At 72.3% G+C, this 25,639-nt stretch carries 25 protein-coding genes and 1 tRNA gene; 14 read left to right on the top strand and 12 right to left on the bottom strand.

The annotated features are described in order from the left end of the window. Window positions 1–30: 30 nt before the first annotated feature. Window positions 31–1,236 carry a thiolase family protein gene (locus HBO46_RS14505; RefSeq protein ID WP_166132945.1) on the bottom strand — a complete coding sequence of 402 codons (1,206 nt, stop codon included), beginning with the start codon at window positions 1,234–1,236 and terminating at the stop codon, window positions 31–33. 136 nt (window positions 1,237–1,372) lie between these two features. On the opposite strand from HBO46_RS14505, the gene HBO46_RS14500 reads away from it, so the two are divergent. From HBO46_RS14500 to HBO46_RS14485, 4 genes are read left to right on the top strand one after another with little or no spacing between them, the layout of a single operon-like run. Beyond that, window positions 1,373–2,524: an acyl-CoA dehydrogenase family protein gene (locus tag HBO46_RS14500; RefSeq protein WP_166132943.1), complete on the top strand. Its 1,152-nt coding sequence runs from the start codon at window positions 1,373–1,375 to the stop codon at window positions 2,522–2,524. 45 nt (window positions 2,525–2,569) lie between these two features. After that, window positions 2,570–3,712 carry an acyl-CoA dehydrogenase family protein gene (locus HBO46_RS14495; protein WP_207950526.1) on the top strand — a complete coding sequence of 381 codons (1,143 nt, stop codon included), beginning with the start codon at window positions 2,570–2,572 and terminating at the stop codon, window positions 3,710–3,712. Next, entirely contained in the window at window positions 3,712–4,461 is a 750-nt protein-coding gene (locus HBO46_RS14490; RefSeq protein ID WP_166132941.1) for an SDR family NAD(P)-dependent oxidoreductase, read from the top strand. Before HBO46_RS14495 ends, HBO46_RS14490 begins: the two co-directional genes overlap by 1 nt. Before the next feature lie 31 nt (window positions 4,462–4,492). Further along, window positions 4,493–5,290, top strand: coding sequence for an amidohydrolase family protein (locus HBO46_RS14485; RefSeq protein ID WP_166132939.1), 798 nt, complete (start codon window positions 4,493–4,495; stop codon window positions 5,288–5,290). Window positions 5,291–5,428: 138 nt separating this feature from the next. Here the strand turns inward: HBO46_RS14485 and HBO46_RS14480 are convergent, their stop codons facing one another. Both HBO46_RS14480 and HBO46_RS14475 read right to left on the bottom strand, forming a co-directional pair. Next, entirely contained in the window at window positions 5,429–6,142 is a 714-nt protein-coding gene (locus tag HBO46_RS14480; protein ID WP_207950527.1) for a FadR/GntR family transcriptional regulator, read from the bottom strand. 126 nt (window positions 6,143–6,268) lie between these two features. After that, entirely contained in the window at window positions 6,269–7,507 is a 1,239-nt protein-coding gene (locus HBO46_RS14475) for a CaiB/BaiF CoA transferase family protein (protein ID WP_166132935.1), read from the bottom strand. Window positions 7,508–7,742: 235 nt separating this feature from the next. On the opposite strand from HBO46_RS14475, the gene HBO46_RS14470 reads away from it, so the two are divergent. Together HBO46_RS14470 and HBO46_RS14465 are read left to right on the top strand one after the other, a co-directional pair. Further along, window positions 7,743–7,816 (top strand) — tRNA-Met (locus HBO46_RS14470). Between the two features lie 123 nt (window positions 7,817–7,939). Then, window positions 7,940–8,647 (top strand): hemerythrin domain-containing protein, encoded by a 708-nt coding sequence (locus tag HBO46_RS14465; RefSeq protein WP_166132933.1) that lies wholly within the window; start codon window positions 7,940–7,942, stop codon window positions 8,645–8,647. 13 nt (window positions 8,648–8,660) lie between these two features. On the opposite strand, the gene HBO46_RS14460 is transcribed toward HBO46_RS14465, so the two are convergent. Then, window positions 8,661–9,404, bottom strand: coding sequence for a B3/B4 domain-containing protein (locus tag HBO46_RS14460; protein WP_166135890.1), 744 nt, complete (start codon window positions 9,402–9,404; stop codon window positions 8,661–8,663). Between the two features lie 124 nt (window positions 9,405–9,528). After that, on the bottom strand, window positions 9,529–11,172 hold the full coding sequence (locus HBO46_RS14455) for a sulfatase-like hydrolase/transferase (RefSeq protein WP_166132931.1): 1,644 nt from the start codon (window positions 11,170–11,172) through the stop codon (window positions 9,529–9,531). A gap of 200 nt (window positions 11,173–11,372) precedes the next feature. Between HBO46_RS14455 and HBO46_RS14450 the strand changes: the two genes are divergently transcribed. Both HBO46_RS14450 and HBO46_RS14445 read left to right on the top strand, forming a co-directional pair. After that, window positions 11,373–14,201, top strand: coding sequence for a crotonase/enoyl-CoA hydratase family protein (locus HBO46_RS14450; RefSeq protein ID WP_166132929.1), 2,829 nt, complete (start codon window positions 11,373–11,375; stop codon window positions 14,199–14,201). Between the two features lie 64 nt (window positions 14,202–14,265). After that, complete coding sequence (locus tag HBO46_RS14445) at window positions 14,266–14,556, top strand: chorismate mutase (RefSeq protein WP_166135887.1); 291 nt, start codon at window positions 14,266–14,268, stop codon at window positions 14,554–14,556. Between the two features lie 81 nt (window positions 14,557–14,637). On the opposite strand, the gene HBO46_RS14440 is transcribed toward HBO46_RS14445, so the two are convergent. Continuing rightward, entirely contained in the window at window positions 14,638–16,212 is a 1,575-nt protein-coding gene (locus HBO46_RS14440) for an MXAN_6640 family putative metalloprotease (RefSeq protein ID WP_166132927.1), read from the bottom strand. A 116-nt stretch (window positions 16,213–16,328) separates the two neighbouring features. Here HBO46_RS14440 and HBO46_RS14435 point away from each other — a divergent pair, with 116 nt between their 5' ends. Both HBO46_RS14435 and HBO46_RS14430 read left to right on the top strand, forming a co-directional pair. After that, window positions 16,329–17,594, top strand: a complete 1,266-nt coding sequence (locus HBO46_RS14435) for a DUF445 domain-containing protein (protein WP_317983880.1) — start codon at window positions 16,329–16,331, stop codon at window positions 17,592–17,594. A 44-nt stretch (window positions 17,595–17,638) separates the two neighbouring features. Continuing rightward, complete coding sequence (locus HBO46_RS14430; RefSeq protein WP_166132925.1) at window positions 17,639–17,890, top strand: RNA-binding S4 domain-containing protein; 252 nt, start codon at window positions 17,639–17,641, stop codon at window positions 17,888–17,890. 68 nt (window positions 17,891–17,958) lie between these two features. Here the strand turns inward: HBO46_RS14430 and HBO46_RS14425 are convergent, their stop codons facing one another. Continuing rightward, window positions 17,959–18,327, bottom strand: coding sequence for an FKBP-type peptidyl-prolyl cis-trans isomerase (locus tag HBO46_RS14425; protein WP_166132923.1), 369 nt, complete (start codon window positions 18,325–18,327; stop codon window positions 17,959–17,961). Between the two features lie 119 nt (window positions 18,328–18,446). Between HBO46_RS14425 and lepB the strand changes: the two genes are divergently transcribed. Beyond that, entirely contained in the window at window positions 18,447–19,199 is a 753-nt protein-coding gene (lepB, locus tag HBO46_RS14420; protein ID WP_224769094.1) for a signal peptidase I, read from the top strand. A gap of 21 nt (window positions 19,200–19,220) precedes the next feature. Here lepB and HBO46_RS14415 read toward each other — a convergent pair whose 3' ends face one another. Both HBO46_RS14415 and hisN read right to left on the bottom strand, forming a co-directional pair. Continuing rightward, a complete protein-coding gene (locus HBO46_RS14415; protein WP_166132921.1) occupies window positions 19,221–19,652 on the bottom strand; it encodes a CBS domain-containing protein in 432 nt (143 codons plus the stop codon). 118 nt (window positions 19,653–19,770) lie between these two features. Then, window positions 19,771–20,658: a histidinol-phosphatase gene (gene hisN, locus HBO46_RS14410; RefSeq protein ID WP_166132919.1), complete on the bottom strand. Its 888-nt coding sequence runs from the start codon at window positions 20,656–20,658 to the stop codon at window positions 19,771–19,773. 41 nt (window positions 20,659–20,699) lie between these two features. On the opposite strand from hisN, the gene HBO46_RS14405 reads away from it, so the two are divergent. Beyond that, window positions 20,700–21,134 (top strand): DUF2231 domain-containing protein, encoded by a 435-nt coding sequence (locus HBO46_RS14405; protein ID WP_166132917.1) that lies wholly within the window; start codon window positions 20,700–20,702, stop codon window positions 21,132–21,134. A 4-nt stretch (window positions 21,135–21,138) separates the two neighbouring features. Here the strand turns inward: HBO46_RS14405 and rsgA are convergent, their stop codons facing one another. The 3 genes from rsgA to HBO46_RS14390 are packed head-to-tail and all read right to left on the bottom strand — an operon-like array spanning window position 21,139 to window position 23,973. Beyond that, entirely contained in the window at window positions 21,139–22,131 is a 993-nt protein-coding gene (rsgA, locus tag HBO46_RS14400; protein WP_166132915.1) for a ribosome small subunit-dependent GTPase A, read from the bottom strand. A 7-nt stretch (window positions 22,132–22,138) separates the two neighbouring features. Beyond that, window positions 22,139–23,413 carry a 3-phosphoshikimate 1-carboxyvinyltransferase gene (gene aroA / locus HBO46_RS14395; RefSeq protein WP_224769092.1) on the bottom strand — a complete coding sequence of 425 codons (1,275 nt, stop codon included), beginning with the start codon at window positions 23,411–23,413 and terminating at the stop codon, window positions 22,139–22,141. 35 nt (window positions 23,414–23,448) lie between these two features. Further along, window positions 23,449–23,973 (bottom strand): DoxX family protein, encoded by a 525-nt coding sequence (locus HBO46_RS14390; protein ID WP_166132913.1) that lies wholly within the window; start codon window positions 23,971–23,973, stop codon window positions 23,449–23,451. Between the two features lie 63 nt (window positions 23,974–24,036). Here HBO46_RS14390 and HBO46_RS14385 point away from each other — a divergent pair, with 63 nt between their 5' ends. After that, a complete protein-coding gene (locus tag HBO46_RS14385) occupies window positions 24,037–24,801 on the top strand; it encodes an SOS response-associated peptidase (RefSeq protein WP_166132911.1) in 765 nt (254 codons plus the stop codon). Then, on the top strand, window positions 24,798–25,469 hold the full coding sequence (locus tag HBO46_RS14380; RefSeq protein ID WP_166132909.1) for an alpha/beta hydrolase family protein: 672 nt from the start codon (window positions 24,798–24,800) through the stop codon (window positions 25,467–25,469). Before HBO46_RS14385 ends, HBO46_RS14380 begins: the two co-directional genes overlap by 4 nt. The last annotated feature ends 170 nt before the right edge of the window (window positions 25,470–25,639 follow it).

Below are 25,639 nucleotides of genomic sequence, written 5' to 3'. Positions count from 1 at the left end.
GAGTGCCGCGGTGCGGCCGGGCGAGGCGGGTCAGAGACGTTCGATGATGGTCGCGTTCGCCATGCCGCCGGCCTCGCACATCAGCTGAAGGCCGTAGCGTTGCCCGTTGTCCTCGAGGGCGTGCAGCATGGTGGTCATCAGGCGGGCGCCGGAGGCGCCCAGCGGGTGGCCCAGAGCGATAGCGCCGCCGCGGGGGTTGAGCTTGGCAGGGTCCGCGTCGAAGTCCTCCAGCCAGGCGAGGGGCACCGGGGCGAACGCCTCGTTGACCTCGACGTGGTCGATCTCGTCCAGGGTGAGTCCCGACCGGGCGAGGATCTTGTGGGTCGCGGGGATCGGTCCGGTCAGCATCAGCAGCGGGTCGCTGCCGACGACCGACATGGAGTGCACCCGGGCGCGGGGACGGAGGCCGAGCTCGTCCGCCTTCTCACGTGACATCAGCAGCAGCGCACTGGCGCCGTCGGTGATCTGGGAGGAGTTGCCGGCCGTGGTCGCCCACGTCACCTGCGGGAAGCGCTCGGCGAGCTCGGGGGTCTCGAAGACCGCCTTGAGCCCGCCCAGCTTCTCCGGGGTGGTGCCGCGGCGGATGGTCTCGTCGGCCTTGACGATGCCGTGGGGGGTGGTGATGGGCACAATCTCGCGGTCGAATGCGCCCGCGTCCTGCGCGGCCGCCGCGCGCTCGTGGGAGAGGGCGGCGTACTCGTCGAGCTGCTCGCGGGTGAACCCCCACTCGGCGGTCACCAGCTCGGACGCGACGCCCTGCGAGACCAGGCCGGGGGCGTAGGCGGCGAGGATGCCGTCGCCGTACGGGTCGGCGTCCATCCGGGCCGATCCCATGACCACCCGGCTCATCGACTCGATGCCGCCGGCGATGACGATGTCGGCCTCGCCCGAGAGGATGCCCTGCGCGGCGAAGTGGACGGACTGCTGGCTCGAACCGCACTTGCGATCGATGGTCGTCGCCGGCACGTGTGCGGGCAGTCCGGCGGCCAGCCAGGCCATCCGGCCCGGCGTCGCCGATTGCTCGCCGACCTGGGAGACGCAGCCGATGATCACGTCGTCCACGGTGCCGGGGTCGACCTCGGGGGAGCGGGCCAGGAGGGCCTGGAGCGTCTGCGCGAGCAGGTCCACGGGGTGCACGTCGGACAGCGCGCCGCCGGCCTTCCCGCGCCCCACGGGAGTCCGTACCGCGTCGACGATCACCACGTCGCGTGGACTGTTCTCTTGCGTCTTAGCCATGGCGATTGCTTATCATGATTGTCATCCGTATGTCCACGGTGGGGCGGCGGCGGGGACTTCGAGTCCCCGCATCAATTCCTTGACACCGATTCTCGGATGAATCTAGGATAATGATTACAACCAAGGAGGTGATTCCGTGACGGACACGTACGCGGAGATCCGGCAGCTCGCGGCACAGGTGGCGCGAGAGGTCTACGAGCCCATGGCGGAGTCGCTCGACGTCGACCGCACCCCTCTGCCCAAGGAGGAGAGGCGCCGACTCGGCGACCTCGGATTCCTCGGCATCGCGCACCCGGAGAAGTACGGCGGCTCCGGCGCGCCCCTCGAGGAGGCGCTGGTGGTCATCGAGGAGCTGGGCAAGGTCTGTCGGCCGGCCGCCTTCCAGGTTTTCGAGGCCAACACCGGTCCGGCTCAGGTGATCACCCACCTCGGCACCGAGGAGCAGCGTGAGCGCTGGCTCCCCGCCATCGTCAGCGGCGAGAAGACCATGGCGGTCGGCATCTCGGAGCCGGATGCCGGTTCCGCTGCGACCGACATGCGGACCACCGCCAAGGAGATCGGCGGCAAGCTGGTAATCAACGGTTCCAAGCGGTGGATCTCCAACGGGGGTGAGGCCGACCAGTACCTCCTCTACTGCCGTCTCTCCGACGCGCCCGGTGCGAAGGGCATCGGCGCGGTCGTCGTGGAGAAGGGCACGCCCGGGTTCTCCTTCGGCGCCAGCGAACGGCTCATGGGCTTCCGCGGCATCCCGTCGGCAGACCTCTACTTCGACAACGTCGAGGTTCCGCTCGAGGACGTGGTCGTCCCCGCCGGGTCCTTCGGCAAGCTCTTCGGCATCTTCTCGATCGAGCGGATGGGCAACACCACGATGAGCCTGGCCATCGGCCAGGCCGCCTTGGACAAGACCCTGAAGTACGTCGAGGAGCGCGAGCAGTTCGGCAAGCCGCTGGTCGAGTTCCAGTCGATCCAGATCATGCTCGCCGACATGGTGCTCCAGGTCGAGGCGGCCCGGCTGCTCCGTGACCGCGCCGCCGCCTCCGCCACGGCCACGGGCATCCCGGACCCGCTCCAGGTCTCGCTCGCCAAGTGCACCGCCAACGAGATGGCCAAGAAGGTCACCGACCTGGCCATGCAGATCCACGGCGGGAACGGCTACACCGAGGAGTACGGTCTCGAGCGGCTGCACCGAGACTCCCACGGGTGGGCGATCGCCGGTGGCACCCCGACGATGCAGCGGATACGCATCGTCTCCGAGGTGCTCGGCCGCAAGTTCGACCAGCGCCGCTGACCTGGCCGCCGGATCATCACCAGAGATTTCGAGAAGGGACTCATCGTGGAAGACGGCCAGTTGTTCGACCTCGGACCACAGCACCGGAAGGTCCAGGAGATCGCCCGGGAGGTGGCCGCGAAGGTGGAGCCCTTCGCGGCCGAGGCGGACGAGGCGGTCGACGTCCACCAGGGCTGCCTCGACGTCCTGCGCGACAGCGGGCTCGCTCGCTATGTCGTCCAGGCGGCGTACGGCGGCCATGACGAGGTGCTGGACCCGCTCACCATCGCGGTGGTCCGCGAGCAGCTCATGTACTCCTCGGGGCACCTCGACTCCATGTTCGGGATGCAGGGCGTCGGCAGCTACTCGCTGTCGGTGGGGGGCTCGGAGGAGCTGAAGCAGGAGTGGCTGCCGAAGGTCGCGACCCTGGACGCGATCGCCGGGCTGGCACTGACCGAGCCCGACGTGGGCTCGGACCTGCGGGCGATCACCACCACGATGGTGGCCGACGGCGACGAGCTGGTGGTGAACGGGCGCAAGTCGTTCATCACCAACGGTGGCGCGGCCGACTTCTACTGCACCATGGTCCGCGAGGGCGAGGGGTGGTCGATGGTGCTGGTCCCGGCAGGGACGCCGGGGCTGAGCATCGAGCGCGGCGACGACCTGATCGCGCCGCACATCCTGGGCGAGCTCACCTTCACCGACGTCCGGGTGCCCGCGGGCAACCGGCTCGGTGTGCCCGGCAAGGCGTTCTCGCTGATGCTGCAGACCCTGGCCGTCTTCCGGGTCACCGTTGCGGGCTCCGCGGTCGGCCTGGCCCAGGCGGCGCTCGACGAGGCCAAGGGGCACGCCCTGACCCGCGAGCAGTTCGGCGCTCCGCTGATCGAGCTCGGCGCGGTCTCGCAGAAGCTGGCCCAGTCGTGGACCGATGTGGAGGCCGCCCGCGCGTTCGTCTACCGCGCGGCCGCGCTGGCCAAGAGCGACCCGCTCGGCCACCTCGACTACTCCTCGATGGCCAAGGTGCACGCCACCGAGGCCGCTGCGCAGGTGGTCGACCGGTCGGTGCAGACGATGGGCCGGTTTGGCTTGGTCCGCGGGTCGAAGATCGAGCGGCTCTACCGCAACGCCCGCCCGTTGCGGGTCTACGAGGGCGCCACCGAGGTGCTGCTCGACTCCCTGGCCCGCCGTCTCGCCAAGGGCGTCCGCTGATGGATCTCCAGCTCGAGGGCTGCGTCGTCCTGGTCACCGGCGCCAGCCGCGGCCTCGGCGCGGCGATGGCGCTGGCGCTGGCGAAGGAGGGTGCCACCGTCGTTGCGGCCGCCCGCTCCAAGGACAGCCTCGCTGCGGTCGCCGCACAGGGCGGGGGACGGATCTCGGCCGTCACCGTCGACATGCGCGACGAGGAGTCCGTGCAGGCGCTCGTCCCCGAGGTCATCGCCCGACACGGCCGGATCGACGGCCTGGTCAACAACGCCGGTATCGCCCCCGCGGGCAAGTTCGCCACGCAGGACCCGGCGATCTGGAAGGACGCGATGGCGGTCAACGTCATCGCGCCGATGCTGCTGGCCCAGGCGGCCGGCGTCCACATGATCGAGCAGGGCGCGGGCCGCATCGTCAACATCGCCTCCACCACCGGCGTACGCGGCAAGCCGTTCCTGGTGCCCTACTCGACCTCCAAGGGGGCGGTCGTCCGGTTCACCGAGGCGCTCGCGGCCGAGTGGGCCGCGAAGAACGTGCAGGTCAACTGCATCGCGCCCGGAGCCTTCGTCACCGAGGCGCAGAAGGCGGTGACCGAGTCACCCGAGCTCCACGCCAAGCGGATCGCCAAGATCCCGGCCGGCCGGATGGCCGACCCCTCGGAGATCGTGCCGTTGACCTGCCTGCTCGTCTCCCCGCTGTCCTCGTTCACCACCGGAGCGGTCTTCGTCGTCGACGGCGGCGAGTCCGGCAAGCTCTGACCCGCCCACCTTGTCCTGAGAGGACGCGCCCGTGATCATCGACGCCCACACCCACGTCTGGCCCGACAAGATCGCCCAGATCGCTCTCGGCGGCAACCGCGTCGAGGGGCTCGAGGCCCGCGGCGACGGCACGGTCGACGGCCTGACCCAGGACATGGCCGCGAGCGGCGTCCAGGTCAGCTGCTGCCTGGCCATCGCCAACGAGGCCCGGCACGTCGATTCGGTCAACCGCTTCGTCGCCGGTCTGGCGGACGAGACCCACGTGCCGTTCGGCACGGTCCACGTCGGGCTCTCGGTCGAGGAGAACCTGGCAAGCCTTCAGCGCCACGGCGTCCGCGCGGTCAAGATCCACCCTCTGTTCCAGAAGTACGCACTCGACGACCCGCGCCTGTGGGAGATCTTCGAGGCGTTCGGCAGCGACTACGCGGTGATCACGCACGTGGGCGAGGGCGGCGACCCGTTCACCAACAGCCTCTCCAACCCGAAGATGATCCGCGACGTCACCCGGCAGTTCCCCGACCTGCGGCTGATGGCCTGCCACTTCGGCGGCTACAAGATCCTCGACGACGCCGAGGAGATGCTCGCCGGCACCGACGTGGTGCTGGAGACCTCGTGGCCGCCGTCACTGGCGACGCTGCGCCCCGAGAGGGTCCGCGACCTGATCCGCAAGCACGGCGCCGACCGGATCGTCTTCGGGTCCGACTGGCCGATGACCAGCCCCGCCGAGGAGATCCGTGCCGTCGAGGCCCTCGGACTCACTGATGACGAGACCAAGATGGTGCTCGGCGGCACGCTGGCGAGCGTGCTGGGGGACCGTCTGCCGTCCTGAGGCCGCGACGCGCGGATGGTCGCTCGGAGGGGCCCAGGACATCCCAAGGCTCCTCCGAGCGACCATCTCCGACGCCGAGTCGATCGACCAAGCACCCCGCCGGGATGGGAGATTGGGACTGCGCGGCGGGGAGGGCTGCTAGACGCGCCCCCAGACGATGGGCGCGTCCAGGACCTCGGGGAACTTCTTCTCCGCGTAGCGGATGTACTCCCTGATGTGGTCGCGCATGGCCTCGGCGGCGGCCGAGGGGTCGCGCGCCTCGATCGTCTTGTAGATGTGCAGGTGCGCCTTGTGCACGGCGGCGCGTCGCGGCTCGGGGTAGTCGATGCCGATCGACGAACCGTCCAGGATGCCGAGCAGCGCGTCGACCAGGAGGCCGAACATCGCGTTGCCGGAGCCGTGGGAGATCACGTCGTGGAACCGCTTGTTCTCCTCGAGGAAGATCGCCTGGTTCCCGAGGTTCTCGTGCATGTTCTCGACGCTCTCCTTGAGGGAGGCGAGCGACTCCTCGCTCATCCGCTCGGCGGCGAGCTGGGACATCATCGGCTCGAGACCCAGTCGGGCCTCCGCGATGGTGCGGAACGGCGCCTGGGAGAACTGCAGGAGCAGGGTGAGCGACGTGGCCAGGCTGCTGGCGTCCGGCTGCACCACCACGGGGCCGCCGCCGGGGCCCGGCTTCAGGGTGATGATCCCTTGGAGCTCGAGGAAGCGGAGCGACTCGCGCAGCGTCCCCCGCCCGACGTCGTACTTCTCCAGCATCGCCCGCTCGGGCGGCAGGCGGTCGCCGATCACGTTGCCACGCTCGTTGATGTCCGCGACGATGCGTTGCGCGACCAGCATGGCAGTCTTCATGGGCCGCAGGGTTGTTGCGGTCATCAGTGGGTTCCTTCCGAGGCGACGCTCGCAGGCTGGCGCGGACGGGGAATCATAATCATCTTTCTGTCCGTGAGAGGGCCGACGCGCGAGGTGACGCGGGTGTCAGTTGCTGAGTACGCCGGCGGCGGCGAGGCGGCCGACCTCGTCGGCGTCCATCCCGAGCTGGTCGACGAGGACCTCGCGAGTGTGCTCGCCGATCGCGGCGACACCGTCGTATCTCGGCCCAGTGTAGTCGTCCAGGTGCAGGATCGGGCCGGGCATCAGGGCCGGGCCGAGCACCGTGTTCGCGAGCTCGACCAGGGTGCGCTCGCGAAAGTGCGGGTCCTGCGTGACGTCCTGGGCGTCGTTGACCGCGGCGGCGACCACCTCGTGCTCGTCCAGGATCGCGAGTGCCTCGTCCCGCGGGTAGGAGCTCACCCAGTCGATGACGATCTGCTGCATCGCCTCGTTGTTGGCCATCCGGGCGGTGTTGGTCGCGAACCGCTCGTCGTCCTTCAGGTCCGGGCGGCCCATAGCCTCGAAGAGCCGGAGCGCGATCGATTGGTTGGAGGCGGCGATCGAGAGCCAGCCGCCGTCGGCCGCCTCGTAGATGCCGCGCGGGGACGCGGCGCCGGAGGCGTTGCCGTGGCGCTGCATGATCGTGCCGGAGGACGTGTAGTTCAGCACGGCGTCGCCGAGGATGAACATCAGCGGCTCGTAGAGCGCGACGTCGACCTCGGAGCCTTGGCCGGTCATCTCACGCTTGAAGAGCGCCATCGAGGTGCCGAATGCGGCGGAGATGCCGGCGATCGAGTCGGCGAACCCGAAGGGCGGCGCGGTCGGAGGGGTGTCCGGCCATCCGTTGAGGAAGGCGTAGCCCGAAGCGGTCTCGGCGACTGTGCCGAAGCCGGGGCGTGCCGAGTAGGGCCCGGTCTGGCCGAAGCCGCTGACCCGGGTCATCACCAGGCGCGGGTGCTCCGCGGAGAGCTCCTTGAAGCCCAGGCCCCAGGCCTCCATCCGACCGGGACGGAAGTTCTCGATCACCACGTCGGCGTCGGCGATCAGCGCCTTGGCGACCTCGCGGCCCTCGGGGCTGCGCATGTCGATGCCGACCGAGCGCTTGCCGGAGTTGAGTCGCGAGTAGCCGATCGCCAAGCCGTTGTGGGCGGGCTGCCACTGTCGCGCGAAGTCACCGGAGGCCGGGTCCTCGATCTTCACCACGTCGGCGCCGAAGTCGCGCAGCATGCGGCCGGCCGTCGGAGCGGCGTACATCGAGCCGAGCTCGACCACCTTGATCCCCGCCAGCGGGCCGGGGCCCACGGGGTCGTCCGTGCGACGTTCTTGTCCGGCCTGACCAGCCATCGCTGAGTCCTCTCCTGGAGTTGGCAAATCAATGCATATGAATAGTACCGTTGGTCGAAGCGGCCCACAACTGGGGAGGCATGAATGGCGCGGGTGCCGACCCTTCGCTTCGAAGAGCGCCGCGGTTGTCTGGCCGGTGCGCCGGCCCTGAGCGCCAGCTCGGGCAGCCACGAGTGTCGACTCGGCCCCCGATGTGAGTTCACGGTGGGGGGACAGGTACTGTTGGGCTCACCGACGCGGGGTGGAGCAGCTCGGTAGCTCGCTGGGCTCATAACCCAGAGGTCGCAGGTTCAAATCCTGCCCCCGCTACAAGGAACAAGGCCCGGTCCGCAGCGATGCAGACCGGGTCTTGTCGTTTGTCCGCCCGCTGGGCCTTCGGCCACCACCCCTGTGGGCACGGCTGCGGCGCCGAGATGTGGATACCGACGCGCCATGATGAGCATCGCGGACCAGGACATCGACCAGCTCGGCGGGCCGTGGAGCATCCTCGTGCGCCAGCGCCGTGACCACGAGCACCTCGACGTGCTGCTGCACCAGCTCGACGTGGCGCCTGCCGGGGCCGAGGAGGAGCGGGTGCTCGGCCGGATCGCCCGGCTGGTGTTCCCGCACGCGTTCGCCGAGGAGTCGGTGCTCTGGCCCGAGCTGCGGCGCCGACTGCCCGATGGCGAGGCCCTGACCCTGCAGGTCGAGCGGGAGCACCAGGAGGTCAACGAGCTCTGGACGGCGCTGGAGCAGCTGCCAGCCGTCGGGGCGGCGCGATGTGACGTGCTGAAGCGGCTCGCCGACGTGCTGCGCGAGGACGTGCGCGACGAGGAGGACGAGCTGCTGCCGCGCCTTCAGCAGGTGACCAGCGTGCCGCGTCTGCGGGCGCTCGGGGTCGCCTGGGAGGCGGTACGCCGCACCGCGCCGACCCGGCCGCACCCGGTGGTGTCGCGCCGTCCGCCGGGCAATGCGCTGGCCGCCGTACCGCTCACGGTGCTGGACCGCAGCCGCGACGGCCTGGACGCGGTCGCCAGACGGGTGCCCCGGCTGCATCCCGTGGCGACGCGTGCGAGCGGCGCCCTCGCCGGGGCCGCCGGCCGGGTGGAGTGGGCCGGGGTGCTGCGTCGCGGCGAGGACCCCTCGACCCGGGTCGAGTGAGGCCTGAGGGGGATCAGGCCGCGCCGGCCCGCAGCAGCCGCTGGACCACGCGGAGCGTCGGCGTCGACAGCGACAGCCGCGCGACCAGGTCGTCGGCCGCGGCGACGAGCGCCTCGTCGCTCATCGGGTCCAGGGCGTCGAGAATGAAGAACGCGGTGAGCGTCTGGTCGCTGAGCTGGGTGCGTCGCGTCTGACGCCAGTTCCAGCGTCGGCAGGTGACGCCGGCGTCGTCGCACCACACGACCTCGCCGGCATCCGGGTGCTCGACCACGTCCTCACCCCCGGCGGTGGTGTCGAACGCCTCGGTGCCGGTGGCGCGGATCAGCCGCGGCGCCCCGTCGTACGCCGTGAGGTCCTCGCCGCCGAGCGGGATCTGGTGCAGCACGCTGATCGCGTTGTAGACGTCGGTGAGCCGGTTCACCCGTGGCAGCCCCGGGCCGACCGCGCGGCGCACCAGCGCCTCGAGGCTGTTGCGGGTGCGCTGCGGCTTGGCGCCGAAGGAGCGGTACGCCTCCCGCCACGCCGCGATGTGCGGGAGCTGCTCGGGGGCCGACGACCCGACCGCGTCGACGGCCGCCTTCTCGGCGGCGCGCAGCAGCGCGTCGGTGCCCTCGTCGCTCGGGCCGGGGACCAGGCCGTCGACCGCGAGCAGCATCGCGCGGTAGTCCGGCCGCAGCTCGTACACCGCGGGATCGACACGGGCGCTGGCGAGGAACGCCTCGGGGCTGGCTGCTGCGGACGGCGGGGAGATGGCCATCCACCAGTGCACCACGATCTGCGCCGACGTGCTCGGAGCAGCCGCGTCGCCGTACGCCGACTGGCGCAACCACAGGCCCCGACTCGTGCCACCACAAGTCTCGACTCGGCGGAGGGGCCGGGCGTCAGGAGCCGCCGAAGTAGCTGCGCAGACAGGTGTTGCCGGCGCAGTCGCGCAGCTCGCGGTTCAGACGGCGCATCTCGGCCAGCACCCGGGCGGCGCGGGGGACGCGTACCAGGGAGCGCAGCTCGTAGGGGTCGCGGCGGCGGTCGAAGAGCTCCTCGCCGCCGCGCACGAAGCGCACGTAGGTCCAGCGGCCGGTCTTGACGCCGGTGTAGACCAGGTTGCCGCGCGGGTCCCCGCGCTTGGAGATGGGGACCGCACGCTGCGGGTTGCCGCCGAGCCGCACCCAGGGGAGCACGTCGACGCCGTCGAGCTCGCGCCGCCGCGGTTCGGCCCCGGCGAGCGCGGCGATCGTGGCCGCCACGTCGGGGTTGGTGGCCAGCAGACGCGAGCGCAGCCCACGGGGGATGCCGGGGCCGGCCATGAGGAGCGGGATCCCGGACTGCTCGACGTAGGGATGATGCTTGCCGACGATGTTGTGCTCGCCGACGCCCCAGCCGTTGTCGGAGGCGTAGATCAGCACGGTGCGGCGCAGCTGACCCGTCGCGCGGAGCCTCCGGACGACCCGCGCGACCCCCTCGTCGACGGCCTGGAGGGCCTCGAGGCGCTGCTGGTACTGCTCGCGCAGGAGCTCCTTGTCGAGCCGTGACCAGCCGCCCGGGCGTCGGGTGGCGGGGTTCCGCTTGTCGCTGACGTCGCGCTCGAACATGTTCGGCTTGTCCGGCAGGGAGGTGCCGCGGAAGGAGTTGCGGTGCCGGTCGGCCGGCACCGTGCTCGTGAAGTGGTCGCGCTGTCGGGGCTGCCGCGTCAGCGGGTCGTCGCTCTCCACCGGTCCACCGGCGTGCGGCGCGACGTAGTTCAGCCACAGGTAGAACGGCGTGCCCCGGCTGCGCCGCTGGCGCGACGCCTTGGCGATCAGATCGGTGGCGAGCCCCGTCAGCGCGTCGGTGCTGTAGCGGCGTACCTGCTGGAGGCGGCCGTTGCGGTTCAGCGTGAACCGCTCGAAGCTGTACGTCGAGGGGTCGACCGTGGCCGCCCAGTCCGACCACCCCGGCGGGACGTAGGTGCGCGCCCGGTTGCGGGTCGAGCCATAGCCGTTGAGGTACTTGCCGACGAACATCGTGCGGTAGCCCGCGTCCTGCAGCCAGGCCGGCAGGGTGTCGCGGTCGGCGAAGGACCGGAAGCCGCCCCGCCGCCCGCGGATCGTCTCGGCGCCGTGGTTGTGCGCGAACTGCCCGGTCAGCAGCGAGGCGCGGGCCGGCACGCAGATCGGGGTGGGCGCCACCGCGCCGTCGAAGCGGGTGCCGCGGGACTGCACGAGGCGCCGCACGTGCGGCATGTGGCGCAGGTCGTCGATGCTGGCGTCGTCGGCGGTGATCATCACGACGTTCGGACGGGTGGAGCGCGACGTGCGCCCGCTCGGGGTCGGGGCGAGCACCTCGGTGCCGAGGGTGGTCGGGAACTCCCCGGCCGCGACTGCGCCGTGCACCACCGCCCGCGGGCTCGACGGGGCTGTCGAGTCGCTGGCGTGGCAGGACAGGGCGCCGACGGCGGCGACCGCCACCGACAGCGAGGTCGCGAGGGCGGCGCGCGGGCGGTACATCGTGCTCCTGGGCGTGGTCGGGTCGAGCGGGTCCCGGGCCACGAGGGAAGGAGACCGACGAGAAGCCTGCCGCAGATCCGGGCCGGGGGTCATCGAAATGCGGCAACCGGCACAACCTGCCGCGGGTGGTGCGCCCCACAGCGGTGGCTGCAGCCGGGCGCCCTCGGAGGGGTGCGCCGCGGTCCCGGAGGCGCTAGCATCCACACAACAAACAGTCATGCCTGACTTTTTATGGAGATGCGATGGCCACCGACCTGCCCGCTCAGCTGACCGGCTTCCCGCGCCTGGTGGAGGCGAGCGCCGAGGTCGCCGCCCCGCTCGCCGTCGCCGGCGACCTGGTGGCCAACCCCGCCCGGCACGCCGACTGGCTGAGCATGCACGCGGCGTTCCGCGAGGCGCCGCCGCAGGTGGCCAGCGCCGGGGACGCCTTCGAGGAGCAGGTCACGCTCATGGGCATCCCGGCCGACATCGCCTGGGTGGTGCGCGAGGCGGAGCCGGGCCTGACCGCGCTCGACGGCGCCGGCCCGATGAACCTCACCCTCGCGCTTCGGATGGAGGTCGCGCAGGACGACGCTGGTCAGGTGAGGTTCACGATCCGCGCCGGCATCGGCGGCGATCCGGTCGAGGGCCCGCTCGGCGCCACGGTCGCTGCGAGCGTCGAGGAGGCCCTCGTGGAGTCCGCCGGGCGCTTCGCCGCCGTGGCCGCCGCCTTGGCGGCGGACCCGGCCGAGAGCAGCGGCACCCGGTTCCCCCAGCGCACCGTGGTGCACGAGCGCACCGGCGCCCGTCTGGACCCCCGCACCCCCGTCCTCGTCGGCGTCGGCCAGGTGGTGCAGCGCCGTCCCGACCTCGAGAACGGCGCCGAGGACCCTGCGAGCCTCGCGGCCCGGGCGCTGCGTCGCGCCGCCGAGGACAGCGGTGCCGGCGAGGAGCTGCTCCGCGCCGCGGACGCCGTCTACTACGTCGCCAGCGCCTCGTGGACCTATCGCGACGCCGGGCGCCTGATCGCCGAGCAGCTCGGTGCCGACCCGGCCGAGACCGCGATGTCCGCGCCGTACGGCGGCGACGCCGGCCAGGTGCTGATCAACACCGCCGGCCAGGCCGTGGCCGACGGTCGCGCCGAGGTGGTGCTGGTCAGCGGGGCGGAGGCCGGCGCGACCCTGGCGGCGGCGCAGAAGCAGGGCATCGACCTCGACTGGCCGGTGCAGGAGCGCGACATCGCTCCGACGACCGTGCTGGGCAGCGACCGCGAGGCCAACAACGGACCCGAGACCGCAGCCGGGCTGAGCGTGCCGGTCTACACCTATGCGCTCATCGAGTCCGCACTGCGGGCCAAGGCGGGGGAGACCCCCGAGGAGCATCGGCGCACGATCACCGGCCTGTGGTCGCGGCTCTCCGAGGTCGCCGCGGGCAACGAGTACGCCTGGCTGCCCCAGGCGCACACGCCCGAGCAGCTGGCCACCCCGGACGCCGGCAACCGGATGATCAGCGAGCCCTACCCCAAGCTGCTGTGCGCCAACCTGCAGGTCGACCTCGCCGCCGGCGTGGTCGTGACCAGCGTCGCCGCCGCGACCGCGCTCGGGATCGCGCAGGACAAATGGGTCTTCCTGCACGCCGGTGCTGCGGCGTACGACGAGTGGTTCGTCTCCGAGCGTCGCGACCTCGCCGCGTCGCCGGCGATCCGCGCGATCGGGGAGGCGGCCTTCGCGCACGCCGGCATCGGCCCCGACGACGTGCGCCACGTCGATCTCTACTCCTGCTTCCCCGCGGCGGTGCAGATCGCCGCGGACGAGCTCGGGCTGCCGCTGGACGACCCCGAGCGCCCGCTCTCGGTCACCGGCGGGCTCACCTTCGCCGGCGGACCGGGCAACAACTACGGCACCCACGCGGTGGCCACCCTCGTGGACCGCCTGCGCCGCGACCCGGAGTCCTACGGGCTGTCGACCTCGCTGGGCTGGTTCGTCACCAAGCACGCCCTGGGGATCTACTCGGCCACCCCGCCCCGCACGCCGTACCGCGCGCTGGCGCCGGTGCTGCTGCCCGAGCGCGCCCGGCCGGCGCTGGACTCCTACGCCGGACCGGGGGTGGTCGAGGCAGCGACCGCGCAGTACGGCCGCGACGGCGCGCCCGAGGCCGGCATCCTCAGCGTGCTGACCCCCGAGGGCGCCCGCGTGCTCGTGCGCACCACCCAGCCCGAGGTCCTCGACTGCATCGTCGCGGGCGACCCGATCGGGCTGCCCGCCCAGGTCGAGGACGTCCGCACCCTCACGATCACCGGCCAGGAGCGCACCGACCTGCCCGAGCCGCCGGAGCCGCCCGTGCTGGTGGAGCGCCGGGGGCCGGTGCTGGTGATCACACTGAACCGTCCCGAGCGCCGCAACGCCATCGACCTGCGCACCGCCCGCCTCCTCGAGCGCGTCGTCGACGCCTTCGAGGCCGACCCCGAGGCGCGTGTCGCGGTGCTGACCGGGGCCGGCGGGACCTTCTCCGCGGGGATGGACCTCAAGGCGGCGGCCGCCGGCCAGTTCGCGCTCACCGAGAAGCGCGGCCCGCTCGGCATCTCGGCGCTGCCGATCGCCAAGCCGGTGATCGCCGCGGTCGAGGGACACGCGCTGGCGGGCGGATGCGAGCTGGCTTTGATCGCCGACCTGGTGGTGGCCTCGACGCAGTCGCAGTTCGGCATCCCCGAGCCCAAGCGCGGCCTCGTGGCCGCGGCCGGCGGGGTCATGCGCCTGACCGAGCGGCTGCCGCGCAACGTGGCGATGGAGCTCGCCCTCACGGGCAACCCGATGCCCGCGACCCGGCTCGCCGAGCTGGGGCTTGTCAATCGGCTCGCCGAGCCCGGCGCCGTGCTCGACGCCGCACTCGCGCTGGCCGAGGAGATCGTCGCGAACGCGCCGCTGTCGGTGCAGGTGAGCCGGCGCATCGTCGCGGAGTCCCCGACGTGGGCGCCGGAGGAGGCCTTCGCCCGCCAGAGCGACCTCGCCTCGGTGGCCGTCACCTCCGAGGACGCGGCCGAGGGGATCGCGGCGTTCGCCGAGCACCGTGCACCGGTGTGGCGCGGCCGCTGAGCCCCCGCCGCACGAGGGGGCCGGGCGGGGATGCTTGCATTCTCCCGTGAGCGACGACAACGCGATGGCCGAGCTGACCCGACTCCGGTCGAGCATCGACAACCTCGATGCCGCCCTGGTGCACCTGCTGGCGGAGCGGTTCAAGTGCACCCAGCAGGTGGGCGAGCTCAAGGCCCGTGCCGAGATGCCGGCGGCCGACCCCGCGCGCGAGGCGGTGCAGATCGCCCGGCTGCGTCAGCTGGCCGAGAGCTCCGGGCTGGACCCGCACTTCGCGGAGAAGTTCCTGGCCCTGGTGATCGACGAGGTCATCCGCAACCACCGCCGGCTCCAGGAGCCCGAGGACCCGCAGGCCTGAGCCCCGAAACGGTGTCGCCGGCGCCGCGGATCACTCCGCGACGCCGGCAGCACCGTTGCGGGGCTTGGCGACCCCCGATGCTCAGCCCTTGAGGGTCCGAAGCGTCAGGCGGAACGGCCGGTTCTCATCGCGAGGCGAGCCGTTGCAGCTGTAGACCGACGGCGCCGTGCTCGACGTCTGGCACCCGCGGTACCGGGTCGATCCGTTGGCGAGCGTGACGGTCACGCTGCGGACGTTGCGGCGGTTGAACGCGATCGTGGTGCTGCCCTTGCCCTTGCGGTTCAGCCTGATCGCGGTCCCGGAGCCGCCCTTCTTGCGGTTGACGTAGACGTAGGCGCCGGGCGCGGTGGCCTTGTTGGGGCCGTCGACGGTGATCCGCAGCTTCCACTTCTTGGCCTTCAGCGACTTCGCCGGCTTCACCACGTAGTGCTGGGCGGTGAGGTGGTCGAGCCGCGGCGTGACGTCCTTGCTGGCCTTGCGCGCCAGCGTGTAGCGCCCGGCGATGGTCGGCTTCGGCCAGGCCTTGCCCTCGGCGTACGACGCCGCCGGTCGCGCGTTCGCGGCCGAGTAGGCGCGGAACACCTGGGCGAAGCCGCCCTTCCTCTGCAGCGCCGCGGCGATCGCCTTGGTCGAGTACGGGTCGGTGCGGCGACCGGGGGCCGCGCGCTCCCAGACCTGGCGCACGATCGAGTGGCCGAAGCGGGTGCCGAGGTACTCCCAGAAGATCCAGGAGGCGTACTGGGTGGAGCCGGTCATCGAGAACGTGTCGAGGGCCAGGCTCGGTCGCACGATCTGGCTGTTGCGCAGGTACTGGCGGTTGTCGTTGACGCCGTCGGCGAAGCGCTCCTCCATCCAGGTCGCCGTCGACTCCATGAACCACCGGTCCTCGGTGAAGTCGTAGGCGAACTGCACCGCGTGGAACAGCTCGTGCGCCGCGGTGACCTTGAGGTTGCCCTTCGGGGATCCGCCGAACTCCGCGAAGTCGTTGTCCATGACGCAGTAGCTGCTCGCGGAGCCCACGCGGCGGCCGTAGGCCTCTGGGACGCAGTAGCCGTACTGGCCGCGGCCGCCGATGTTGCTCAGGTAGACGTCGAACTTGCCGTTGCCGCCGTTGTTGCCGGCGACGCGGCGATCGCTCACGGGGGTGCGGTAGCCCATCTTCACGTTCTTGCGCCACACGTTGTTGAGGACCTTGAGGTTGGTCTTCACCCAGGCCCGGTTGGTTACGGCGTCCGAGGTGCTGGTGACCCAGTGGACGCACACGTTGGCCTTGCACATGCGCTTGGAGCCCACCGTGTACCCGTTGCCGTAGGGGTCGCTGGCGCCGTGCGTCGGACGGGCCAGGATCGCCTCGGCCCGGGCGCGGTCGTCACCGCGCAGCAGCGGCAGCGAGACGGCGAGGTCGCGCAGGATGAGCGTGGCCTCGGCCCGCTCCGCCTCGCTGGCGGTGCCGGCGGCGAGTTCGGTGGCCCCCTCGAGCGCCGCCTGCGCGGCCTCGGGTGTCGTGACGGGGGCGCCGCCGGCGGCGTGCTCCCCGAGCGGCTGCGGCTCGTCCGAGTGCGCGCTCGCGGCCGCGGAGGCGGTGGGGAGCGCGGCTGGCAGGACCGTGAAAGCCGTGCTCAGTGCGACGAGGACGGCGGCGGCGGTGCGGCGCATGAAGTTCCTTCGTGTCTGGGATCCGGCACCCCGGGCGCCGATGTTCGTGCCAAGACTGCCCGCCCGGAGCGGAATGGCAAACCCGCCGCGCTTCGCGCGTCGGCCACAATCGCGACGTGAGTGCCACCATCGAGATGATCACCGGGGATCCGGCCGCCGACGAGGTACGGCGCCAGGGGCTGCGCCGCATGCGCACGCTCGCGGTCTCGCTGCTCCTCCTGGCCGCGCTGGTCTATGCGCTGACGTTGGGGGAGGACGGCTTCTGGGGCTTCGTCAACGCCGGCGCCGAGGCCTCGATGGTCGGCGCGATCGCCGACTGGTTCGCGGTCACCGCGCTCTTCCGCCACCCGCTCGGCATCCCGGTGCCGCACACGGCGCTGATCCCGAAGCGCAAGGACCAGCTCGGGCAGGGCCTGGAGGAGTTCGTCGGGGAGAACTTCCTGCAGGAGGGGGTGATCCGGGAGCGGATCGGCAGCGCGGAGGTCTCGCTGCGCGTGGGGAGGTGGCTCGGCGAGCCCAGCCACGCGCGCCGCGTCGTCGACGAGGTCGCCGACGTGGCCGCGATCGCGCTCGGCAAGGTGCGCGACGAGCACGTCGAGTCGCTCGTGCGCGACGCGCTCGTACCGCGGTTCCACGAGGAGCCGATCGCGCCGCTCCTGGGCGGGCTGCTCTCCGAGACGCTGCACGACGACCTGCACCGCGGCCTGGTCGACCTCGCGGTCTCGGAGCTGCACGACTGGCTGGTGGCCAACCCCGACACCGTCACCGCGGTCCTGGGGGAGCGGGCGCCGTGGTGGACGCCGCCGGTGCTCAACGACCGCGTCACCGCACGCATCCACGTCGAGCTGGTGCGCTGGGTCGCCGACATCCGGGACGACCCGCACCACCAGGCGCGCCAGGCGCTCGACTCCATGCTCACCCAGCTCGCCCACGACCTGCTGGAGGACCCGGTCACCCAGGAGCGCACCGAGCGGCTCAAGGACCGGCTGCTGGACCACCCCCAGGTGATCGCCTCCGCGGTGTCGCTGTGGAACGCGCTGCGCCGTGCGCTCACCACCTCGCTGCGCGACCCCGAGGGCGCCGTCCGCAGCCGCCTGCTGGTCGAGCTTGCGGCGTTCGCCCAGCGCCTGCAGGACGACAAGGAGCTGCGGGCCCGTCTCGACGGCCTGGCCGCCGACGCCGCGGTCTTCGCCGTCGGGCGGTACGGCGCGGAGATCACCGCGGTGATCACCCACACGATCGAGCGGTGGGACGGCAAGGAGGCGGCCCGGCGGATCGAGCTGCACGTCGGGCGCGACCTGCAGTTCATCCGGATCAACGGCACGATCGTGGGCGGCCTGGTCGGCGTGCTGATCCACACGCTCAGCGTGCTCGCGCACTGAGCCCGGCCCAGCCGGGGTGGGGAGCGGTGGGGTTGACTTGTCCCATGCCCACTCCCGAGCCCTTCGACGTCCCGGTCCGCGACACCACCATCCGGCTGGGGCAGTTCCTCAAGCTGGCCAACCTGGTCGAGAGCGGGGCGGAGGCGAAGGCCCCGCTCGCCGAGGGCCAGGTGCTCGTCAACGGCGAGGTGGAGACGCGACGGGGCCGCCAGCTCGTCCGGGGCGACGTGGTGGTCCTCGGGCCGCAGGCCGCGCGCGTCGCCGACGAGTCGGCGGGCGACGACCTGCCCTGGTGAACGGGCAGCAGGTGCGATGAGGACCGCGTGCGCCCCGGCGGCCGACGGCCCCGGGGTGTGTCGGTGCGTCAGCGCACCGCGACCAGGTCGCACACGAAGATCAGCGTCTCGCCGGGCTTGATCACGCCGCCCGCGCCGCGGTCGCCGTAGCCCAGGTGCGGCGGGATGACGAGCTGGCGACGGCCGCCGACCTTCATGCCCTGCACCCCGGTGTCCCACCCGGAGATGACCTGGCCGACGCCCAGGCGGAACGTCAGCGGCTCGCCGCGGTCGTAGGAGGCGTCGAACTGCTCGCCGGTCGAGTGCGCGACCCCGACGTAGTGCACGGTCACGGTCTGACCGGCCTTGGCCTCCTCGCCGTCGCCGACGGTCAGGTCGGTGATGACCAGGTCGGACGGGGCGTCGAAGTCGGGAAAGTCGATCTCAGGCTTGTTCATGGTGCCCTCTCAGTTGCGTCAGGGATGACGTGCCACGATAGCCACCGGTCCGGTGAGGCACCGGGCCGGTAGGAACAGGGGTGGACGTGCACAACGACGACGAGCGGCCGGAAGCATCCGTGACGGAGGCTGAGGCCGAGGCGGCGGCGCAGGTGCACCACCGTCGGCTCTCGGTCTGGCAGGAGTCGCTGATCCTGCTGGCGGCGGCGCTGGTGCTCTCCTTCATCGTCAAGACCTTCTTCGTGCAGGCCTTCTACATCCCGTCCGGCTCGATGGAGCCCGGCATGGAGGTCGACGACCGGATCCTGGTGCAGAAGGTGTCCTACTGGGGCGACGGCGGCCCGCAGCGCGGCGACGCCGTGGTCTTCGAGGACCCGGGCGGGTGGCTCGCCGGCAGCGCCAGCGAGGAGCCCGGCGGCGTGGTCGCGACGGTGCTGAGCAAGATCGGCCTCTACCCGACCGGCGGGCACCTGGTGAAGCGCGTGATCGGCGTCGAGGGCGACGTGATCCGCTGCTGCGACGACGAGGGCCGGCTGCTGATCAACGGGGTGCCGCTCGACAGCAGCGGCTTCACCCGCAACGAGGAGGACTGCGACGGGCCGATGCCCACCCAGGACTGCTCGTGGCGGACCGGCCCGGTGCCGGCCGGTCACGTCTTCGTGATGGGTGACCACCGCGACGCCTCGGCCGACTCCAGCGTGCACCTGTGCCGCGACGACGTCGAGACCGACTGTGTGCCCGGCGAGGAGTTCGTGCCGGTCGACCTCGTCGTCGGCAAGGCGTTCTCACGGGTCTGGCCCGCCGACCGGATCAAGCTCCTCCAGCGGCCCAGCGCGTTCGACGACCTCGCCGAGGCGCTCGGCGAGAAGTGAGCCGGGCCGGTCGGTGACCGGTCAGGACTGGTGCACGTAGCGGTCGAGCTCGTCGCGCTCGAACTGCAGCTGGCCGATCTTGTGCTTGACCAGGTCGCCGATGCTGACCACGCCGACGAGAGCCCCGTCGCGCAGCACCGGCAGGTGACGCACCCGGCGCTCGGTCATCGTCTTCATCACCGCGTCCAGGTCGGTGTCGAGCGCGCAGGTCTCGACCTCGGGGGTCATGATCGCGCCGACGGTGTTGTTGACCACCGTGCCGTCGTCGTGGAGGTGGCGTACGACGTCGCGCTCGCTGACGATGCCCTCGACGGTGCGTGCGTCGGTGCTCACCACGACCGCGCCGATGTTGTGCTCGGCGAGCAGCGCGAGCAGGTCGCGGATCCCGGCGTCGGGGCGGATCGTGACCACCTCGGGGCGCTCCTTGGCCCGCAGGACGTCGTCGATGTGCATGGCGGACCTCCGTCGCTGGGGCCGCGTCGTGGCGGCGCTTCGATGACCGTACTGCGGTTCGGGCGCGCCGAACAGGCCCGCGGACCCGCCGTCGGACTGGTCGAGACCGGTTGCGGGCCTACTCGGAGGGCTCGTCTGCCACGCGCAGCCGGTGGGCCCGCAGGTCGGAGACCGAGCCGTGGCCGTGCGAGCGCGAGTCGGGGTCGGACTCGTCGTGGGGCATCGAGGCCAGGAAGCCCAGCGCGGCGTCGTGCAGGTGGGCGTTGGTGGCCACCGCGTTGCCGCCCCACGGGCCCTCGTTGCCGTCCAGCGAGGTGAACCGGCCGCCCGCCTCGCGCACGATGACGTCCAGCGCGGCCATGTCGTAGACCTCCAGCTCGGGCTCGGCCGCGATGTCCACCGCGCCCTCCGCGAGGAGCATGTAGGACCAGAAGTCGCCGTACGCCCGGGTGCGCCAGCAGCGCCGCATCAGCGAGAGGAAGTCGTCGAGGCGACCGCGCTCCTCCCAGCCCGACAGGCTGGAGTAGGACAGCGAGGCGTCCTCGAGGCGGCGCACGTCGGAGACGTGGCACTGGGTGGCCCTGAGCAGCGAGCGCCCGGTCCAGGCGCCGCCGCCCTTGCTGGCCCACCAGCGTCGCTGCAGCTGGGGAGCGGAGACCACGCCGACGACCACCTCGTCGTCGACGACCAGCGAGATGAGCGTGGCCCAGACCGGGACGCCGCGCACGAAGTTCTTGGTGCCGTCGATCGGGTCGATGATCCAGCGCCGGGCGCTGGTGCCGCTCGAACCCTGCTCCTCGCCGGTGATCGCGTCGCGGGAGCGGACCCGCGACAGGGTGCGCCGGATGCCCTCCTCGACGGCCTGGTCGGCGTCGGTGACGGGCGTCAGGTCGGGCTTGCTCATGACGTGCAGGTCCAGTGCCTTGAACCGCGCCGTCGTCAGCGAGTCGGCGTCGTCGGCGAGGACGTGCGCGAGGCGCAGGTCGTCGGTGAAGTCGGTGGCCACAGGCACAGGCTACTTTCAGGCGAACCGTGCATGATCCGCGCATGGAGATCAACGGAATGCCGCTGCACCCGCTGGTGGTCCACGGTGCGGTGGTGCTGGGCCCCCTGGCGGCCCTGCTGGCGCTCGCGTACGTCGTCCCGCGAGCCCGGCAGTGGGCGCGCTGGCCGATGGTCGTCACCTCCGTGGTGGCGTCCGGCTTCGTGCTCGCGGCGTACCTCTCCGGCGGCGACCTGCTGGACGCGAACCCCTCGCTGCGCCAGCTCCCGGCGGTCGCGACCCACGAGGACCGCGCGGCGTACGCGCTGACGGCGACGCTGGTGCTCGCCGTCGTGGCGGTGCTGGCCGCTCTGCTGCACCGCCGGCCCGGGATCGTGCCGGTGGTGGTGCGGGTGCTGCTGGCGCTGGCGGCGGTCGGCACGCTGGTGGCCGTCGTCGCGACCGGGGACGCCGGCTCGCGCGCGGTGTGGGGCGCCTGAGCCTTTAGTAGGCGGACTCGCTGCGCGCCGCGAGCAGCCGGCGGAACGAGGAGACCCGCTCGGGGTCGGCGGTGCCGGCGGCGAGCGCCTCGTCGAGGCCGCACTCGGGCTCGCCGCTGCCGTGGGTGCAGCCGCGCGGGCACTCCTCGGTCATCTCGTCGAGGTCCGGGAACGCCTCGATGAGGTGCTCCGGCTCGACATGGGCGAGACCGAAGGAGCGGATGCCGGGGGTGTCGATGATCCAGCCGTCGCCGTCGGGCAGCGCCAGCATGTAGGCCGAGGTCGAGGTGTGGCGCCCGCGCCCGGTCACGGCGTTGACGCTCCCGACGTCGCGGTGCGCCTCGGGGACCAGCGCGTTGACGAGGGTGGACTTGCCCACGCCGCTGGAGCCGAGCAGCACGCTGGTGCGGCCCGCGAGCCGCTCGCGCAGCTCGGTGAGGTCGCCGCCGCGCTGGGTGACCACCCATGGCACGCCCAGCGAGCTGTACGTCGACAGCAGCGGGGCCGGGTCGGCCAGGTCGGCCTTGGTGAGGCACAGCAGCGGCTGCATGCCCGCGTCGAACGCCGCCACGAGGGCACGGTCGAGCAGGCGCGGCTGCGGCTCGGGGTCGGCGAGGGCGGTGACGATCACCATCTGCTCGGCGTTGGCCACGATGATCCGCTCGACCGGGTCGTCGTCGTCGGCGGTACGCCGCAGCGTGGTCAGCCGCTCCTCGACCTCCACGATGCGCGCGAGCGCGCCGTCGGCCCCGGAGACGTCGCCGACCACGCGGACCCGGTCGCCCACCACCACGCCCTTGCGGCCCAGGGGGCGGGCCTTCATCGCGGTCACCGTGCGGTCCTCGATCAGCAGCGTGAACCGACCGCGGTCGACGGTCACGACCACGCCGCGCACCGCGTCGTCGTATGTCGGGCGGTCCTTGGTGCGGGGGCGAGTACGACGTCGGGGTCGGTCGTAGTGCTCGATGTCGTGGGTGGAGTAGCGACCGGTGGACATCAGCAGCTCAGCCGAACAGGCCGGACCAGAAGCCGGCGAAGTCGGGGAAGGTCTTGGCGGTGGTCGCGACGTCCTCGACCAGCACGCCGTCGACGCCGGCGCCGACGATGACGCCTGCGTGGGCCATCCGGTGGTCGGCGTAGGTGCGGAATACCCCGCCGTGCAGGGGAGCCGGACGGAAGGAGAGACCGTCGTCGTGCTCCTCCACGTCGGCGCCGAGGTTGCCGAGCTCGGTGGCGAGGGCGGCGAGCCGGTCGGTCTCGTGGTGGCGGATGTGCGCGATGCCGCGCAGGTGCGAGGGGGTGGTGGCCAGGGCGCAGAGCGCGGCCACCGCCGGCGCGAGCTCGCCGACGTCGTGGAGGTCCAGGTCGACCCCGTGCAGCTCCGCGGGCCCGGTCACCGTGAGACCGGCGTCGTCGTGGACGACCGCGCAGCCCATCGCGGCCAGGATCTCGCGCAGCGCGTCGCCGGCCTGGGTGGTCGAGCGCGGCCAGTCGCGCACGGTCACGGTGCCGCCGGAGACGGCCGCCAGGGCGAGGAAGGGCGCGGCGTTCGAGAGGTCGGGCTCGATCAGGTGGTCCACGGCGCGGATGGGGCCGGGGGAGACCCGCCAGGTGTTCGCCTGGGAGTCGTCGACGTCCACGCCGTGCTGGCGCAGGACCGCGACGGTCATGTCGATGTGCGGCAGCGAGGGCACCGGCTTGCCGTCGTGGACGACCTCCACGCCCTCGTCGAACCGGGCGCCGGCGAGCAGCAGCGCGGAGACGAACTGCGAGGACGACGAGGCGTCCACCACGACCCGTCCGCCGCGCACCGAGCCGGCGCCGCGGACCGTGAACGGCAGCGCGTCGCCCTCGACGTCGACCCCGAGCGCCCGGAGCGCGGTGAGCACCTCGCCGATCGGGCGGTTGCGCATGTGGGCGTCGCCGTCGAACGCGACGGTGCCCGTGGAGAGCGCGGCGACGGGCGGCACGAACCGCATCACGGTGCCGGCCAGTCCGCAGTCAACGCGGGCGTCACGGGTCAGCGGAGCCGGGGTCACCTGCCAGTCCTGACCGTCCGCGCCGGTGGCGTCCAGGCCCACGCCGAGCGCGCGCAGCGCGGCCACCATCAGCGCGGAGTCTCGCGAGTGCAGCGGTCGGCGTACGACGGAGGGGCCGTCGGCGAGCGCGGCGAGCACGAGCGCTCGGTTGGTCAGCGACTTGCTGCCCGGCAGCGAGACGACCTCGTCGACGGGTGCGTGCGCGCGCGGCGCGGGCCAGGGATCGGGCAGGCTCGTCACCCGCGACAGACTAGGGCACCTGTGCTGTGCCGCACTCAGGACACCTTGGCCTTGGCGAGCGCGGCCTCGCGGCGTGCGGTGGCGGCCAGGTGGCGGGCCTCGCGGCGTGCGTCCTTGGCGGCGCGCCCGGCACGCCAGGCCAGGCCGGGCTTGCCGTTGGTGTCGCCGGCGGCGATCAGCAGGCCGCCGAGGACGGAGGTGTTCTCGAAGAAGGCGCTCATCTCCCGCTTGCGCTTCTCCGGGTCGGACTCCTTCCAGAACGCGTGCCCGGCGAGGGTGGTGGGGATCATCGAGCCGGCCAGCACCGCCGACGAGAGCCGCGGCGCCCGGCCGGTGGCCAGCATCAGCCCGGCGGCGACCTGGGTGCCGGCGTTGATCCGCACCAGCGTGGCGGGGTCGGAGGGCACCGGGACGCCCGCCTTGCGCAGCGTGGGCGCGATCCTGTCGGTCACCGAGGCGGCCTTGGCGCCGAGCGCCTCGGCGTTGCGCAGGGCGTTGACCGAGCCGACCACGAACAACGAGGCGAGCATCGGGCGGGCGATCAGTCTGCTGAGGGTCATGGCGCCCCCGTACCCGCTGTCACGAGCGGTCACGCGCGGCGACGCGCCGTTAGGCTGGCCCCCATGTGTGGCCGATACGCCTCGAGCCGGAGCCCCGAGGAGCTCGTCGAGGAGTTCGACGTGGCCGAGACCATGATCGAGGCCGCGCTGGAGCCCGACTACAACGTCGCCCCCACCAAGGAGGTGTACGCCGTCGTGGAGCGTCCACCGTCGCGGGAGAGCGAGGAGTCGCCGCGCCGCCAGCTGCGGGTGCTGCGCTGGGGACTGGTGCCGTCGTGGGCCAAGGACCCCTCCATCGGCAACCGGATGATCAACGCGCGGATGGAGACGGTCGCGGAGAAGCCGGCGTACCGCAAGGCGTTCGCGGCCCGTCGCTGCCTGCTGCCCGCCGACGGCTACTTCGAGTGGTACGCCACCGACGAGAAGGGCCGCAACGGCAAGCCCGTGAAGCAGCCGTTCTTCATCCGTCCCCGTGACGGCGGCTCGCTGGCGATGGCCGGGCTCTATGAGATCTGGCGCGACCCGGACAAGGCGGAGGACGACCCGGCGCGGTTCCGCTGGACCTGCACCGTGATCACCACCGACGCCGAGGACTCCCTCGGACGCATCCACGACCGGATGCCGCTCATGGTCGAGCGCGAGCGCTGGCACGACTGGCTCGACCCGCAGGCCCCGCAGGACACCCTGCTGGACCTGTTGACCCCCGCCGAGCCGGGCCGCCTGGAGGCGTACGCCGTCTCCCGCGCGGTCAACAACGTGCGCAACAACGACCCGTCGCTCGTCGAGCCGCTACCGCTCGAGGACGTCCCCGAGGAGCTGCTGACATGAGCACCGAGCAGATGCTGGAGACCGCCCACGGCCCCGCGCGGCTGGTGACCGACGCCGCCGTCGGCACCCCCACCGCGGTGCTCCTGATGAGCCACGGCGCCGGCAACGGCATCGACAGTCGGGACCTCGAGGCGCTCGCCGCGGCGCTCCCGCCGCAGGGGGTCACGGTGGCGCGCCTCGAGCAGCCCTGGCGGGTCGCCGGCCGCAAGATCGCCACCGCGCCGCCGACGCTCGACGTCGCACTGATGGCCGCGGTCGCGGCGCTGCCGCCGCGCGACGGCGTACCGCTCGTGCTCGGCGGGCGCTCCGCCGGCGCCCGCTCCGCCGCGCGCTGCGCCTCGCTCGCGGACGCCGCCGGGTGCCTCGCCCTGTCCTTCCCGCTCCACCCGCCCGGCCGCCCCGAGCGCTCGCGCCTCGCCGAGCTCGAGGGCGCCGGCGTCCCCACGCTCGTCGTCCAGGGCGAGCGCGACGCGATGGGCCGCCCCGACGAGTTCCCCGAGGGCCTCCTCGGCGTCGACCTCGCCGTCGTCCCCGGCGCCGACCACGGCCTCAAGGTCGGCGCCCGCGGCCCGCTGTCGCAGGAGAGCGCCCTCGAGGTCGTCGTGGAGTCCGTGCTCGAGTGGGTGGTCCGCGACATCTGCGGGTCCCGGGAGACCCCGGGGGCCTGACCGTCCCGGGAGGGCCACGGTCGGTCGACGAGCACGGTTGGTCGAGCAAGGGCCCTTGGTCGAGGGGGCGCCGTTGGTCGAGCTTGTCGAGACCCATTGCCCGGCAGCCGAACTGCATCTCGGCGGTCGAGCTCGCCCGAGGCCAAGGAAACGCCGGCGGGACAGGGGTG

The organism is Nocardioides ochotonae, assembly GCF_011420305.2.
Lineage (GTDB): Bacteria > Actinomycetota > Actinomycetes > Propionibacteriales > Nocardioidaceae > Nocardioides > Nocardioides ochotonae.
Note: the sequence above shows the minus strand (reverse complement) of the source record. Positions and strands in the feature narration are given on the sequence as shown.

Bases quoted from the DNA above. Each gene is read 5' to 3' on its own strand.
- HBO46_RS14505 (WP_166132945.1), bottom strand. From the start codon at position 1,236: ATGGCTAAGACGCAAGAGAACAGTCCACGCGACGTGGTGATCGTCGAC.
- HBO46_RS14490 (WP_166132941.1), top strand. From the start codon at position 3,712: ATGGATCTCCAGCTCGAGGGCTGCGTCGTCCTGGTCACCGGCGCCAGC.
- HBO46_RS14480 (WP_207950527.1), bottom strand. From the start codon at position 6,142: ATGAAGACTGCCATGCTGGTCGCGCAACGCATCGTCGCGGACATCAAC.
- HBO46_RS14475 (WP_166132935.1), bottom strand. From the start codon at position 7,507: ATGGCTGGTCAGGCCGGACAAGAACGTCGCACGGACGACCCCGTGGGC.
- HBO46_RS14465 (WP_166132933.1), top strand. From the start codon at position 7,940: ATGATGAGCATCGCGGACCAGGACATCGACCAGCTCGGCGGGCCGTGG.
- HBO46_RS14460 (WP_166135890.1), bottom strand. From the start codon at position 9,404: ATGGCCATCTCCCCGCCGTCCGCAGCAGCCAGCCCCGAGGCGTTCCTC.
- HBO46_RS14450 (WP_166132929.1), top strand. From the start codon at position 11,373: ATGGCCACCGACCTGCCCGCTCAGCTGACCGGCTTCCCGCGCCTGGTG.
- HBO46_RS14445 (WP_166135887.1), top strand. From the start codon at position 14,266: ATGGCCGAGCTGACCCGACTCCGGTCGAGCATCGACAACCTCGATGCC.
- HBO46_RS14440 (WP_166132927.1), bottom strand. From the start codon at position 16,212: ATGCGCCGCACCGCCGCCGCCGTCCTCGTCGCACTGAGCACGGCTTTC.
- HBO46_RS14430 (WP_166132925.1), top strand. From the start codon at position 17,639: ATGCCCACTCCCGAGCCCTTCGACGTCCCGGTCCGCGACACCACCATC.
- HBO46_RS14425 (WP_166132923.1), bottom strand. From the start codon at position 18,327: ATGAACAAGCCTGAGATCGACTTTCCCGACTTCGACGCCCCGTCCGAC.
- HBO46_RS14415 (WP_166132921.1), bottom strand. From the start codon at position 19,652: ATGCACATCGACGACGTCCTGCGGGCCAAGGAGCGCCCCGAGGTGGTC.
- HBO46_RS14405 (WP_166132917.1), top strand. From the start codon at position 20,700: ATGGAGATCAACGGAATGCCGCTGCACCCGCTGGTGGTCCACGGTGCG.
- rsgA (WP_166132915.1), bottom strand. From the start codon at position 22,131: ATGTCCACCGGTCGCTACTCCACCCACGACATCGAGCACTACGACCGA.
- HBO46_RS14390 (WP_166132913.1), bottom strand. From the start codon at position 23,973: ATGACCCTCAGCAGACTGATCGCCCGCCCGATGCTCGCCTCGTTGTTC.
- HBO46_RS14385 (WP_166132911.1), top strand. From the start codon at position 24,037: ATGTGTGGCCGATACGCCTCGAGCCGGAGCCCCGAGGAGCTCGTCGAG.
- HBO46_RS14380 (WP_166132909.1), top strand. From the start codon at position 24,798: ATGAGCACCGAGCAGATGCTGGAGACCGCCCACGGCCCCGCGCGGCTG.